The sequence below is a fragment of the Pseudomonas sp. IT-P294 genome (assembly GCF_949767865.1).
Lineage (GTDB): Bacteria > Pseudomonadota > Gammaproteobacteria > Pseudomonadales > Pseudomonadaceae > Aquipseudomonas.
Genome location: NZ_CATKQW010000006.1, coordinates 129,804 through 144,148, shown reverse-complemented (window position 1 = coordinate 144,148; position 14,345 = coordinate 129,804). Strand labels below are relative to the sequence as shown.

The 14,345-nt window shown below is 58.1% G+C and carries 11 protein-coding genes; 7 read left to right on the top strand and 4 right to left on the bottom strand.

Annotated features, from left to right (window positions below):
* Positions 1–34: 34 nt before the first annotated feature.
* Positions 35–2,440, bottom strand: a complete 2,406-nt coding sequence (locus ACM6I0_RS05490) for a DNA translocase FtsK (protein ID WP_208669027.1) — start codon at positions 2,438–2,440, stop codon at positions 35–37.
* Between the two features lie 308 nt (positions 2,441–2,748).
* Here ACM6I0_RS05490 and trxB point away from each other — a divergent pair, with 308 nt between their 5' ends.
* The 4 genes from trxB (at position 2,749) to infA (ending at position 5,537) form a co-directional block, all read left to right on the top strand.
* Positions 2,749–3,708, top strand: a complete 960-nt coding sequence (gene trxB, locus ACM6I0_RS05485) for a thioredoxin-disulfide reductase (RefSeq protein ID WP_285434709.1) — start codon at positions 2,749–2,751, stop codon at positions 3,706–3,708.
* A gap of 64 nt (positions 3,709–3,772) precedes the next feature.
* Complete coding sequence (aat, locus tag ACM6I0_RS05480; protein ID WP_285434707.1) at positions 3,773–4,453, top strand: leucyl/phenylalanyl-tRNA--protein transferase; 681 nt, start codon at positions 3,773–3,775, stop codon at positions 4,451–4,453.
* A 57-nt stretch (positions 4,454–4,510) separates the two neighbouring features.
* Positions 4,511–5,218, top strand: a complete 708-nt coding sequence (locus tag ACM6I0_RS05475; RefSeq protein WP_222587609.1) for an arginyltransferase — start codon at positions 4,511–4,513, stop codon at positions 5,216–5,218.
* 100 nt (positions 5,219–5,318) lie between these two features.
* Entirely contained in the window at positions 5,319–5,537 is a 219-nt protein-coding gene (infA, locus tag ACM6I0_RS05470; protein WP_002553999.1) for a translation initiation factor IF-1, read from the top strand.
* 886 nt (positions 5,538–6,423) lie between these two features.
* Here the strand turns inward: infA and clpA are convergent.
* Complete coding sequence (clpA, locus tag ACM6I0_RS05465) at positions 6,424–8,694, bottom strand: ATP-dependent Clp protease ATP-binding subunit ClpA (protein WP_090185618.1); 2,271 nt, start codon at positions 8,692–8,694, stop codon at positions 6,424–6,426.
* A gap of 30 nt (positions 8,695–8,724) precedes the next feature.
* Positions 8,725–9,108, bottom strand: a complete 384-nt coding sequence (clpS, locus tag ACM6I0_RS05460) for an ATP-dependent Clp protease adapter ClpS (RefSeq protein ID WP_090185621.1) — start codon at positions 9,106–9,108, stop codon at positions 8,725–8,727.
* 225 nt (positions 9,109–9,333) lie between these two features.
* Between clpS and ACM6I0_RS05455 the strand changes: the two genes are divergently transcribed.
* Positions 9,334–9,615: a cold shock domain-containing protein gene (locus ACM6I0_RS05455; RefSeq protein ID WP_414921662.1), complete on the top strand. Its 282-nt coding sequence runs from the start codon at positions 9,334–9,336 to the stop codon at positions 9,613–9,615.
* A 75-nt stretch (positions 9,616–9,690) separates the two neighbouring features.
* Here the strand turns inward: ACM6I0_RS05455 and icd are convergent, their stop codons facing one another.
* Positions 9,691–10,947: an NADP-dependent isocitrate dehydrogenase gene (gene icd, locus ACM6I0_RS05450; RefSeq protein WP_010458895.1), complete on the bottom strand. Its 1,257-nt coding sequence runs from the start codon at positions 10,945–10,947 to the stop codon at positions 9,691–9,693.
* Between the two features lie 509 nt (positions 10,948–11,456).
* On the opposite strand from icd, the gene ACM6I0_RS05445 reads away from it, so the two are divergent.
* Together ACM6I0_RS05445 and ACM6I0_RS05440 are read left to right on the top strand one after the other, a co-directional pair.
* On the top strand, positions 11,457–13,682 hold the full coding sequence (locus ACM6I0_RS05445) for an NADP-dependent isocitrate dehydrogenase (RefSeq protein WP_285434703.1): 2,226 nt from the start codon (positions 11,457–11,459) through the stop codon (positions 13,680–13,682).
* 209 nt (positions 13,683–13,891) lie between these two features.
* Positions 13,892–14,338 carry an NUDIX hydrolase gene (locus ACM6I0_RS05440; RefSeq protein WP_285434702.1) on the top strand — a complete coding sequence of 149 codons (447 nt, stop codon included), beginning with the start codon at positions 13,892–13,894 and terminating at the stop codon, positions 14,336–14,338.
* Positions 14,339–14,345: the final 7 nt, after the last annotated feature.

Here is a 14,345-nt window from a genome sequence, read left to right as displayed (position 1 = left end):
GGCGTCGCATGCGGCGACACCCTTTCAATTCAAATCAGTCGCGTACCGGGCCTGGGGCCAGGACTTCACGCGAACCGTTGGTATTCATGGACGTCACGACCCCGGCCATTTCCATGGCTTCGATCATGCGCGCGGCGCGGTTGTAGCCGATTTTCAGCTTGCGCTGAACCGCAGAGATGGAGGCACGGCGGCTTTCCAGAACGAACTGGACGGCTTCGTCGTACAGGGCATCGGTTTCAGCATCGTCGTCACCGCCACCGCCGCCATTTTCAAAGCCACTGCCGGCTTCTTCGACACCGGCCAGGATCTCGTCGTTGTATTCCGGCGCGCCACGCAGCTTCCAGGCTTCCACCACCCGGTGAACCTCGTCATCGGACACGAACGCACCGTGAACACGAATCGGCAGGCTGGTGCCCGGCGGCATGTAGAGCATGTCGCCGTGGCCCAGCAATTGTTCGGCACCGCCCTGGTCGATGATGGTCCGCGAATCGATCTTGCTCGACACCTGGAACGCCATGCGCGTCGGGATGTTCGCCTTGATCAGACCGGTAATCACGTCAACCGACGGACGCTGGGTCGCGAGAATCAAGTGGATACCGGCCGCACGGGCCTTCTGGGCAATACGGGCAATCAGTTCTTCAACCTTCTTGCCGACGATCATCATCATGTCGGCGAATTCGTCGACCACCACAACGATGGTTGGCAGCTTGGTCAGCAGCGGTGCTTCGTCGTGAATGCTTTCGCGCTTGTACAAAGGATCGGTCAACGGTGTACCAGCGTCCTGGGCTTCCTTGACCTTGGCGTTGAAGCCCGACAGGTTTCGTACGCCCATTTTCGCCATCAGTTTGTATCGACGCTCCATCTCCGCCACGCTCCAGCGCAGGGCGTTGGCCGCATCTTTCATGTCGGTGACCACCGGGCACAGCAGGTGCGGAATGCCTTCGTAGATCGACAGCTCAAGCATTTTCGGGTCGATCATGATCAGCTTGGCGTCTTCCGGGCCGGACTTGAACAGGATCGACAAGATCATCGCGTTCACACCCACCGACTTACCGGAACCGGTCGTACCAGCCACCAGCAAGTGAGGCATTTTCGCCAGGTCGGTGATGACCGGCTTGCCGCCGATGTCGTGGCCCAAGGCCAAGGTGACAGGCGACTTGAAGTTGTCGTACTCGGGCGTCGACAGTACTTCGGAGAAGCGCACGATCTGGCGGTCTTCGTTGGGAATCTCGATACCGACGGTGGTCTTGCCGGGAATCACTTCCACCACCCGCACGCTGGTCACGGCGAGGGAACGCGCCAGGTCTTTTGCCAGGTTGGAAATGCGGCTGACCTTGACCCCGGCGGCGGGCTGGATTTCGTAACGGGTAATCACCGGGCCTGGGTGAATCGAATCCACCGAGACTTCGACGCCGAATTCCTTGAGCTTGATTTCCAGCAAATGGCCGACGGCCGCCAGGGATTCCGGGGAGTAATTGAGTTGTTTCTTTTCTGCCGGATCGAGGATCGAGATCGGCGGCAAGGTGCCTTCGACGGCGCTGTCGACGAACAGCGGCGCCTGCTTCTCTTTTTCCACGCGTTTGCTCGGCGCTGCCGGTTTGGGCGGCGCGGGGGCGATCACAGGCGGCACCTGCTTCTCACGGTCCGACATGTGTTTGCTCAACGCTTGTTCGCGCTCGATCAGGCGTTCCTTGACCTTGGCCTGCTCGCGTTTGTCGGTGACCGTCGGCGCGACCACGTCATGCACGCGATCGTCGACTTCACGCAATTGCGCAACCAGTTGCTTGCGTTCGACACGGGCGGCCCACCAGCGATTGGCCGCGCCCTGGAACAGTTCCAGCAGGTCGAGGGTAATCTTGCCGGTGACGTCCATCACCTTGAACCATGACAGGTCGGTGAACACGGTCAGGCCGAACAGGAACAACGCGATGAACAACAACGTGCTGCCCTGAATGTTCAGGGCGTTCCTGGCCAGATCACCAAGGCTTTCGCCCAACGCACCGCCAGCGCCGGCCGGCAGACCGGTCGCCGCGTGAAAATGGATATGTGCCAGGGCCGCGCCAGACAGCACCAGAAACACCAGGCCGATCAGGCGCCAAGAGAAGAGCCAGCCGCTCCACTCCCACGCTTCGTGGCGCTGACGGAAGATCTGATACGCCTTGATCGCCAGCAACAGCGGGAAGATATAGGCGAAATAACCCAGCACCATGAACAGGATATCGGCGCTGTAGGAACCGACCGGTCCGCCGAAGTTCTGCACGTCCTCGATCTTGCTGTTGTGGCTCCAGCCCGGATCGTCCTTGCCATACGTCAACAAGGCCATCATCAGGAACAGGCACAGGCCGCCGATGGCGATCAATGCACCTTCCTTGAGCCGGTAGTGCAAATGCTGGCGCCAGAGCGGAACGACTGTCTTGGGTGCTGCGGTGGATTTCTTCAAAACGCTTCTTTTCCTGCGCCCGTGGCGCGTCCATCTGTTGATTGACTATAAAAAACTGCCCAATCCAGGCAGGTAAAAAAGTTAACAGGCGCAACTGAGACTACTTTTAACACTGCGCCCTGGTTTTTTTAAACACGGCACGCACTGCTTATTTTGTTACAAACACCGTTACAGGCAGGCATTGTACGGGTTTGTTCGCCCGATGCCATGCTTCAAGCCCTTGGATGTAGCATAGCCAAAGGCAGGTTACGCGCGATTCAATTTGAGCATGCATTCTCTTTTGTGACAAAGGCTTATGAGGTGTTTTTATGAGCGAAGCGAAGCATTCCCGCCTGATCATTCTGGGTTCTGGCCCTGCCGGTTACAGCGCAGCCGTTTATGCCGCTCGTGCCAACCTCAAACCCGTTGTCATTACCGGCATACAGGCAGGTGGCCAGCTAACCACCACCGTCGAAGTCGATAACTGGCCCGGCGACGTCGAAGGCCTTACCGGCCCGGTGCTGATGGAACGCATGCAAAAACACGCCGAACGCTTCGACACACAGATCGTTTACGACCACATTCATACCGCCAAGTTGCAGCAGCGCCCCTTCGAACTGATCGGCGATGGCGGCACCTATACGTGCGACGCCCTGATCATTGCGACCGGCGCTTCAGCGCAATACCTGGGACTGGCGTCGGAGGAGACCTTTGCCGGCCGTGGCGTTTCAGCGTGTGCTACGTGCGACGGGTTCTTCTATCGCAATCAAGTGGTCGCGGTCGTCGGCGGCGGCAACACCGCGGTCGAAGAAGCCCTGTACCTGTCGAACATCGCCAAGGAAGTCCACCTGATCCACCGGCGCGACAAACTGCGCTCGGAGAAAATCCTTCAGGACAAGCTTTTCGAAAAGGCCGCCAACGGCAATATCCGCCTGCACTGGAATCAGCATCTGGATGAAATTCTGGGCGATGCCAGCGGCGTGACCGGCGCCCGCCTGCGCGACAGCCACACCGGTGAAACCAGCGAACTGCCAGTGGCCGGCGTGTTCATCGCCATTGGCCACAAACCCAATACCGACTTGTTTATCGACCAACTGCCCATGCGCGACGGCTACCTGCTGGTCAAGGGCGGCAACGAAGGTGATGCCACCGCTACGGAGATTCCCGGTGTCTTTGCCGCAGGCGACGTGGCCGATCACGTGTACCGCCAGGCAGTGACGTCCGCAGGGGCTGGCTGCATGGCCGCACTGGACGCCGAGAAATACCTCGACGACATTCCCCTCGTTTGACGGCAAACTTGACGGCGGGCCCAACGGCCCGCCACCGCCCTCCCCTTCTGCAAGCCCGGATGCCATGCTGACTTGGTTACAACGCAATACCCTGACCTTCCCGCCGCTGGAAAAAGCCATGCGCGACCCCAACGGTCTGCTGGCCGCAGGCGGCGACCTGTCTGCCGATCGTCTGATTCAGGCGTATCGTCACGGCTGCTTTCCGTGGTTCTCGGAGGGACAGCCGATCCTCTGGTGGTCGCCGGATCCACGCACGGTGCTGTTTCCCGACGAACTGCATGTCTCGCGCAGCCTGAACAAATTGCTGCGCCAGCAACGCTATCAAGTGACCTTCGATCAGGATTTCGCCTCGGTCATTGCCGCCTGCGCCGCACCCCGCGATTACGCCGACGGCACCTGGATCACCGAAGCGATGCAGACCGCGTACCTCGAACTGCACAGGCGCGGCTACGCGCATTCCGTGGAGGTCTGGGACGATGGCGTGCTGGTTGGCGGGCTCTATGGCCTGGCGATGGGTCAGCTGTTTTTTGGCGAGTCCATGTTCAGCCGCGCTGACAACGCCTCGAAATTTGGTTTTGCCACACTGGTGCGACATCTGAAAGACTCGGGTTTTGTGCTGATCGATTGCCAGATGCCGACCGACCATCTGCACAGCCTGGGGGCCAGGGCGATTCCCCGCCGCGAATTTGCCGGCTACCTTGCGCAGCATCTGGATCAACCCAGCCGTGCCACCTGGGTTTGCTGAGCGACATTTGCGCGCGTGGCTTACACTTAATGCAAAAGCTTATCCCGAGGGTTGATCATGACCGAGTTGGCGCGTTTGAAGTTCTATGCCACTCAGCCCCACTCTTGCAGTTATCTGCCCGAGGAGCAGGCCACCACGCTGTTCCTCGACCCTAGTCAGCCCATGGATGTGCATGTCTACGCAGATCTGTCTGAAATGGGTTTTCGTCGCAGCGGCGATCATCTCTACCGGCCTCATTGCCAGAATTGCAATGCGTGCGTTCCGGCGCGCATCCCCGTGGCGCAATTTACGCCCAACCGTCAGCAGAAACGCATTTTCAAACGCAACGTCGACTTGCAAGTGCGTCCTGCCAGACCGCAATACAGCGAAGAGTACTTCGACCTCTACCAGCGTTACATCGAGCAGCGGCACGCCGACGGCGACATGTACCCGCCGAGCCGTGACCAGTTTTCGACCTTCCTGGTGCGTGACCTGCCGTTTTCACGCTTTTACGAATTTCGCCTTGAAGGCCGACTCGTGGCGGTGGCCGTCACTGACTTACTGCCAAACGGTTTGTCGGCGGTCTACACCTTCTACGAACCCGAAGAAGAACGCCGCAGCCTGGGGCGCTACGCGATCCTCTGGCAGATCGCCGAGGCCAAGCGCCTTGGCCTGGAAGCCGTCTACCTCGGCTATTGGATCAAGAACTGCAAAAAGATGAGCTACAAGACCCAATATCGCCCTATCGAACTGCTGATTAATCAACGCTGGGTCATCCTGAACTAGAACCCCTTGGCTTAAACCCCATTTTTCGGGCACAATGCACGCCGCTTTTGCCTGGCGCAGTTGCACCGGGCCATTCATTGGACACCGAGGGCTTTACTGCATGTCGAAAGAAGACAGCTTCGAAATGGAAGGCACTGTCGTCGACACCCTGCCCAACACCATGTTTCGTGTGGAGTTGGAAAATGGGCACGTCGTAACCGCGCATATCTCCGGCAAGATGCGCAAGAACTACATTCGTATTCTTACCGGTGACAAAGTGCGCGTCGAGCTGACGCCCTATGACTTGAGCAAAGGGCGCATCACTTACCGCGCTCGCTAATCAAGTCAATACAAAACGCCCGGTTTATGCCGGGCGTTTTTGTTTGTCTGCGATTTGGTGGGGGCCTGGGTTTTGGGGTTTTGGGGTTTTGGGTTCTTGGGGTTTGGGTGTATATCCGTTGCTGCGGTAACGGCTGATTATGGTTTCGCTCTTACAGCGACTCACTTTTCCAGACGCCGAAAAGTAAGCAAAAGGCTTCGCCCCGGCGTACGGCGCCTCGCTAGGGCTCCGCGTACCCTCGCTACGGTGTCCATCAGGGGGCATCGCCTCCGGTCGGCTTCGCTTCGACCTCCTCTCGATGTGTGCGGCTTCGCCGCACGGCGCTACGCGCCTAACCCCCTGATGGACACCTACGCTCGGCCTGCCGAAGGGGCGAAAGATCAAAAGCAGATCAAGATCTAAAGCCACAGCCACAGCCACAGCAAGATCAAAAGATCGCAGCCTCGTTTCACTCGACAGCTCCTACAGGGGATGGGTGTGCATCCGCTTCTCACCACTCAACAGGATGAGCGTTAGCTCGGCTACAGCTCTTGATCTTGATCCACGGGCGACGTCGGAAGGCTGAGAGGAGGGATTCATCCGGGGTGGAAGCGCAGCGACCGTTCGACGAAGTCGAACACATCGAGAGGAGGTGCAGCGAAGCAAACCGGAGGCGATGCCCCCCGGATGGATCCCGGAGCGAAGGAACCCCGAGCCTCAGCGAGCGGGCCGAACGTAGGAGCAAGCGTTTTTTTGCTTACTTTTTTGAGGCGTTTGTCAAAAAAGTGAGTCGCCGTAAGGGCGAAACCGCCAGCCGCCGTTACCGCAGCAACGGATATACACCCAAACCCCAAACAGCAAAAAGGCGCCCGAAGGCGCCTCTAGCTTTACAACAGATCAACAACCGTCAGGCCATCTCAGCCGTGGTCTCGAAATCGAAGGTCAGCTCGCCATCCTTCAAATCGATATGAACCACACCGCCATGGTCCGCCAACTCGCCAAACAGGATCTCTTCCGCCAGCGGACGCTTGATCTTGTCCTGAATCAAACGCGCCATAGGACGAGCGCCCATCGCCGTATCGTAGCCACTTGCCGCCAGCCAGCCACGCGCAGCGTCGGTCACTTCCAACTGCACGCGCTTGTCTTCCAACTGCGCCTGAAGCTCGGTAAGGAACTTGTCCACCACGCTCTTGATGACCTCATGACTGAGGCGACCAAACTGGATAATGGTGTCCAGACGGTTGCGGAACTCCGGCGTGAAGCTCTTCTTGATCACTTCCATCGCATCGGACGAATGGTCCTGATGGGTGAAACCGATCGAAGCGCGAGCCGCTGTTTCGGCACCGGCGTTGGTCGTCATGATGACGATCACGTTACGGAAGTCCGCCTTGCGCCCGTTGTTATCGGTCAGCGTACCGTGGTCCATCACCTGCAACAGCAGGTTGAAGACTTCCGGATGCGCCTTCTCGATCTCATCGAGCAACAGCACACAGTGAGGCTGCTTGGTGATGGCTTCGGTCAGCAGACCGCCCTGATCGAACCCGACATAGCCTGGAGGTGCACCGATCAGACGCGATACGGTGTGGCGCTCCATGTACTCGGACATGTCGAAACGAACCAGCTCGATGCCCAAGGCCTTGGCCAACTGACGTGCCGCTTCGGTTTTACCGACACCGGTCGGCCCTGCGAACAGGAACGAACCGACAGGCTTGTCAGGCGACTTGAGACCGGCGCGGGACAGTTTGATCGCAGTCGACAGCGAGTCGATCGCGGCATCCTGGCCGAATACGGTCAGCTTCAGGTCACGCTCAAGGTTACGCAGCAGCTCTTTGTCGGAGCTGGTGACGTGTTTTGGCGGAATCCGCGCGATTTTCGCAACGATGTCCTCGACCTGAGGCACTTCGATGCGTTTCACGCGTTTCTCGATCGGCTGCAGACGCTGATAGGCGCCCGCCTCGTCGATGACATCGATGGCTTTGTCCGGCATGTGCCGGTCATTGATGTAGCGCGACGCCAGTTCAGCAGCGGCACGCAACGCCTCATCGCTGTATTCGATGTTGTGGTGCGCTTCGAAACGACCTTTCAGGCCGCGCAGGATGCCGATTGTGTCTTCCACCGACGGCTCCGACACATCGACCTTCTGGAAGCGCCGAGCCAAGGCCCGATCCTTCTCGAAGATCCCGCGGAATTCCTGGAACGTGGTCGAACCGATGCAACGGATATCGCCCGACGACAGCAGTGGCTTGAGCAGGTTCGAGGCATCCATGACGCCACCGGACGCGGCACCCGCACCGATGATGGTGTGGATTTCGTCGATGAACAGGATCGCCTGCGGACGTTTTTTCAGCTCATTGAGCAACGCCTTGAAGCGCTTCTCGAAATCGCCACGGTATTTGGTCCCGGCCAGCAGGGCTCCCAGATCGAGGGAATACACCACGCTGTTGGCCAGCAGGTCCGGCACCTGGTTGTCGACAATACGCTTGGCCAAGCCTTCGGCAATCGCGGTTTTACCCACGCCCGCCTCGCCTACCAACAGCGGGTTGTTTTTGCGACGACGCGCCAGGATCTGCGCGACACGCTCGACTTCCAGCTCACGGCCGACCAACGGATCGATACGCCCCTGGCGCGCGAGTTCGTTGAGGTTGCTGGCATAAGCATCCAGAGGATTGCCTGAAGAAGAAGACTCACCGCCCTCGTCGTCCTGCATATCTTGCTCACCTTCAGAGTGATCGCCATGCCCAGGCACTTTGGAAATGCCATGAGCGATGTAGTTGACGACATCAATGCGCGCAACGCTCTGCTGTTTCAGCAGGAACACTGCCTGACTCTCTTGCTCACTGAAGATTGCGACCAGCACGTTGGCGCCAGTCACTTCGCGTTTGCCCGAGCTCTGTACGTGGAAAACAGCACGCTGCAGGACACGCTGGAAGCCCAGGGTTGGCTGGGTTTCGCGATCCTCGTCATGGATAGGGATCAATGGCGTGGTGGAGTCGATGAACTCCTGCAGATCATGCTTGAGTTTGTCGAGGTTTGCGCCGCAGGCACGCAAAACGGTGGCGGCAGCCTCATTATCCAATAGGGCCAGCAGGAGGTGTTCGACGGTCATGAATTCATGACGCTTCGATCGAGCCTCCTTGAAGGCTAAATTGAGGGTGACTTCGAGCTCGCGGTTTAACATAGCTTCACCTCATACCCAAGTGGTCGGCGATTAACCGTCCTTCTCGATTTCACAGAGTAGCGGATGCTGGCTTTCCCTGGCGTACTGGTTGACCTGCATGGCCTTAGTCTCGGCGATGTCGCGGGTAAACACTCCACATACTGCCCGTCCTTCTGTGTGGACGGCCAGCATGACCTTGGTCGCCAGCTCCCGATTCAGGTTAAAAAACACCTCGAGCACTTCGACGACGAAATCCATCGGTGTGTAGTCATCATTGAACAAAACCACCTTGTACATCGGCGGCGCCTGTAGTGCAGGCTTTGCCTCCTGAACAGCAATGCCTGCGGAATCGTCGTCTTGAGCTCCCGGGTGTTCTTTTTGGAGAGCCGGGCGATCCTGATTGAATGTTAGTCGAATCTGGCTGATTGCATGCATGGAAAGAAAGGTTCGTCAGTTGTTCAAATACAGTGGTGGGGGCGGCCAACGTCGATTTCAACTCCGACTGCCTGGTCACCTTGACTATCGGGAAATCGGTGTTACAACCAATAGAGCCCACAGTGGGTAAAAAAGGTCCGCGGAGTCAATCTTAATTATAGAGACTGACTGCGGATGTACTGGATGATACTCCAGTGATGGAGTCTGTTGCAGAGGGATATGGGTATGCCAGTCGGTAAGGTGAAGTGGTTCAACAATGCAAAGGGATTCGGTTTCATTAACACCGACGCCAGAGAAGGACACGATGAGGACGGCAAGGAAATCGATTTCTTTGCCCACTATTCGGCCATTGAGATGGAAGGCTACAAAACCCTCAAGGCCGGGCAAGCCGTAAACTTCAAGATCATCCAGGGGCCCAAGGGCTTGCATGCCGTGAAGATCACGGCGGCGATCCCTGCCATCGAACAAACGATACCTTCCGTCAAACAGGAATCGGTGTCGAGCTGACGCAACAGATCATCCAGTCATGAAAAAACCGCCCGAAGGCGGTTTTTTTAATGCTGATTCGCTTACATATGCGGCTTACATGTGCGAAATCAATGCATCACCGAACGCGGACGAAGACAGCAGCTTCGCGCCTTCCATCAAACGATGGAAGTCATAGGTCACGGTCTTGGCGGAAATTGCGCCGTTGGTGCCCTTGATGATCAGGTCAGCTGCTTCGGTCCAGCCCATGTGGCGCAGCATCATCTCTGCGGACAGGATCAGCGAGCCCGGGTTGACCTGGTCCTTGCCGGCGTATTTCGGCGCAGTACCGTGGGTCGCTTCGAACATCGCAATGGTGTCAGACAGGTTGGCACCCGGCGCGATACCGATACCGCCCACTTCGGCCGCCAGGGCGTCGGAGAGGTAGTCGCCGTTCAGGTTCAGGGTCGCGATCACATCGTACTCGGCCGGGCGCAGCAGGATCTGCTGGAGCATGGCGTCGGCGATGGCGTCCTTGACGATAACGTTCTTGCCGGTTTTCGGGTTCTTGAACTGCATCCACGGACCACCGTCGAGCAGGGTCGCGCCGAACTCTTCAGCCGCCACTTCGTAGGCCCATTCCTTGAAGGCACCTTCGGTGAACTTCATGATGTTGCCTTTGTGCACGATGGTCAGCGAATCGCGGTCGTTGTCGACCACATATTGCAGAGCCTTGCGCGCCAGACGCTTGGTGCCTTGCAGGGAAACCGGCTTGATGCCGATACCGCAGTTTTCGTCGAAACGGATCTTGGTGACGCCCATTTCATCTTTCAAAAACTTGATGACCTTGGTCGCTTCCGGCGAACCGGCTTTCCACTCGATACCGGCGTAGATGTCTTCCGAGTTCTCGCGGAAGATCGTCATGTCGACATCGCCTGGCTTCTTGACCGGGCTCGGCACGCCTTCGAACCAGCGTACCGGACGCAGGCAGACATACAGGTCGAGCTGCTGACGCAGGGCCACGTTCAGCGAACGGATGCCGCCACCGACCGGGGTGGTCAGAGGGCCCTTGATGGAAACCACGTAATCCTTGACCGCGTCCAGGGTTTCCTGAGGCAGCCAAGTGTCCTGATCGTAAACCTGAGTCGCTTTCTCCCCGGCATAGACTTCCATCCAGGAAATTTTGCGCTCGCCGCCGTAAGCCTTCTTAACAGCAGCATCGACAACCTTGATCATGACCGGGCTGATATCAACGCCAATACCATCGCCTTCGATGAAGGGGATGATCGGGTTGTTAGGAACATTGAGAGAATGGTCCGCGTTGACGGTGATTTTGTCGCCGACTGCTGGAACCTGAATCTTCTTGTATCCCATGCTGAACTCCATTGTTTGGATTGAACATCTGGCTTCGTTCGAGCGTACCCCAGTTAAATCGGCACGCAAACCCTATGTTCCAACCATCTGCCGCAAAGCTACGCAGTTCGCGACGTACAAGCCTGAAAGCAAAGGGAAAAGCGCCAAACTCAAGCACGGTGCAAGACTCTACGCCCCACGGGTCCCTGCGACCTTTAGACCAATGGACGTGCATCGTTACGTATGAACCATCGGCAGATTGCCAGCTACCTATGTATAATGCCGCCCGCTGACCACAGAGTCACAACGGCCGACCTCTCCTGCAACTGAACAAGTAGCCGAGGCTTGGGGCCAGAAAAAGCAGGGTTGTTACCGCAACCCACCCGCTTGACGCTCGACCGATGCACCCAACATCACCGCAAAGAAACCTCGACATTCGGCTCATGGATGACTTTGAACGAACGCGCTTTACCCGGCGCCCCTCGAGTTTCTGCGCACGCTTTAGCAAAGAAGAGAGAGTTAATCCGAATATGCCCACCCGCTCGAAGATCATCTATACCTTCACCGACGAAGCTCCCGCCCTCGCCACCTATTCACTGTTGCCTATCGTAGAGGCGTTCACCGCCTCGGCTGATATCGCCGTTGAAACCCGCGATATCTCTCTTGCAGGGCGCATCCTGGCCAGCTTCCCCGAGCAATTGGGTGACAAAGCCGTAGCCGACCACCTCGCCGAACTGGGCGACCTGGCCGTTACGCCTGAAGCCAACATCATCAAGCTGCCGAACATCAGTGCCTCGGTTCCGCAGCTGCAAGCCGCGATCAAAGAGCTGCAAGCCCAGGGCTTCGCACTGCCGGATTACCCGGAAACCGTGACCAGCGACGCCGACAAGCTCGCCAAATCCCGTTACGACAAGATCAAGGGCAGCGCCGTAAACCCAGTTCTGCGCGAAGGCAACTCCGACCGTCGTGCGCCACTGTCGGTCAAGAACTACGCACGCAAGCACCCGCACAAAATGGGCGCCTGGGCCAAAGACTCCAAGTCCCACGTCGCGCACATGAGCACCGGCGATTTCTACGGCAGCGAAAAAGCCGCCCTGATCGACGCCGCTGACGCGGTCAAAATCGAACTGATCGCTCAAGACGGCACCACCACCGTCCTGAAAGAAAAGACCACCGTGCAAGCCGGTGAGATCCTCGATTGCGCCGTCATGAGCAAAAATGCACTGCGCAGCTTCATTGCCGCCGAGATCGAAGACGCCAAGCAAAAAGGCGTGCTGCTGTCGGTTCACTTGAAAGCCACCATGATGAAGGTCTCCGACCCGATCATGTTCGGCCAGATCGTTGCCGAGTTCTATAAAGACGCACTGGCCAAGCACGCTGATGTGCTGGCTCAGATCGGCTTCAACCTGAACAACGGCATCGGCGACCTGTACGCTCGCATCAAGGCTTTGCCGGCCGAGCAACAAGCGCAGATCGAAGCGGACATCCAGGCGGTCTACGCCGTTCGTCCGTCGTTGGCCATGGTCAACTCCGACAAAGGCATCACCAACCTGCACGTGCCGAGCGACGTCATCGTCGACGCCTCGATGCCAGCGATGATCCGTGACTCCGGCAAGATGTGGGGCACCGACGGTCAACTGCACGACACCAAGGCCGTGATCCCGGATCGCTGCTACGCCACCATCTACCAGGCGGTGATCGAAGACTGCAAGCTGCACGGCGCTTTCGATCCAACCACCATGGGCAGCGTGCCAAACGTTGGCCTGATGGCGAAAAAAGCCGAAGAGTACGGCTCGCACGACAAGACTTTCCAGATCAAGAGCAACGGCGTGGTTCGGGTTTCCGACAGCGCTGGCCGCACACTGCTGGAACAGTCGGTTGAAGCCGGCGATATTTTCCGCATGTGCCAGACCAAAGACGCGCCGATCCAGGACTGGGTCAAACTGGCCGTCAACCGTGCTCGCGCAAGCGCTACCCCGGCTATTTTCTGGCTGGACCCGATGCGCGCCCACGACGGCGTGGTGATCGAGAAAGTTCAGGCTTACCTGAAGGATCACGACACTTCCGGCCTGGACATCCGCATCATGTCGCCTGTCGACGCGATGGCCTTCACTTTGGGCCGCACCCGCGAAGGCAAGGACACCATCTCGGTGACCGGCAACGTACTGCGCGACTACCTGACCGACCTGTTCCCGATCATGGAACTGGGCACCAGCGCCAAGATGCTGTCGATCGTGCCGCTGATGAATGGCGGCGGCCTGTTCGAAACCGGCGCTGGCGGTTCGGCACCGAAGCACGTTCAGCAACTGCTGGAAGAAAACTTCCTGCGCTGGGATTCCCTGGGCGAGTTCCTGGCCCTGGCCGCTTCCCTCGAGCACCTGGGTGTTACTTACAACAACCCTAAAGCGCTGGTGCTGGCCAAGACCCTGGATCAGGCCACTGGCCAGTTCCTGGACAACAACAAGTCGCCATCGCGCAAAGTCGGCAACATCGACAACCGCGGCAGCCACTTCTACCTGGCGCTGTACTGGGCTCAAGCCCTGGCAGCCCAGACTGAGGACGCTGCACTGCAAGCACAGTTCAGCCAACTGGCCAAGACCCTGGCCGAGAACGAGGCGACCATCGTTGCCGAGCTCAACGCTGTTCAGGGCAAGCCAGTGGACATCGGCGGTTACTACCACGCCAATGCCGAGCTGATCAGCAAGGCCATGCGCCCGAGCAACACCTTCAACGCCGCGATCGCTGCGCTGGTTTAAGGTTGTAAGGATGCAAAGAAGCCCCGGCCCAGTGCCGGGGTTTCTGTTTCTGCCGCACAGTTCAATGTGAACACCGGACAAATGTGGGAGCGAGCTTGCTCACGATAGCGGTTTATCATTCAACGCTGATATTGACTGACCCACCGCTATCGCGAGCAAGCTCGCTCCCACATGATCTTTGTTCCAACATAGAAAATTGAGGAAGCTTTATGGACTGGAAACCCCACATCACTGTCGCCACCATCGTCGAAGACAACGGCCGCTTCCTGATGGTCGAAGAACTCAAGCACGGACGAACGGTGCTCAACCAACCCGCCGGCCACCTCGACCCGGACGAAACCCTGATCGACGCCGCCGTGCGTGAAACCCTTGAAGAAACCGGCTGGGACGTGGAGCCGACCGGCGTGGTGGGCATTTACCTCTACACCGCGCCAAGCAACGGCGTGACCTACCAGCGCGTCTGCTTCACCGCAAAACCGCTCAAACACCACCCCGACTATCAACTGGACGACGGTATCGTCGGCGCAAAGTGGCTGACGCGTGACGAACTGATGGCACAGCGCGCAAACTGGCGCAGTGAGCTGATCATCCGCTGTATCGATGATTATCTGGACGGTAAACACTTCGGTCTCGAACTGATCCGCCCTTCTCTTTAGCCTTGCG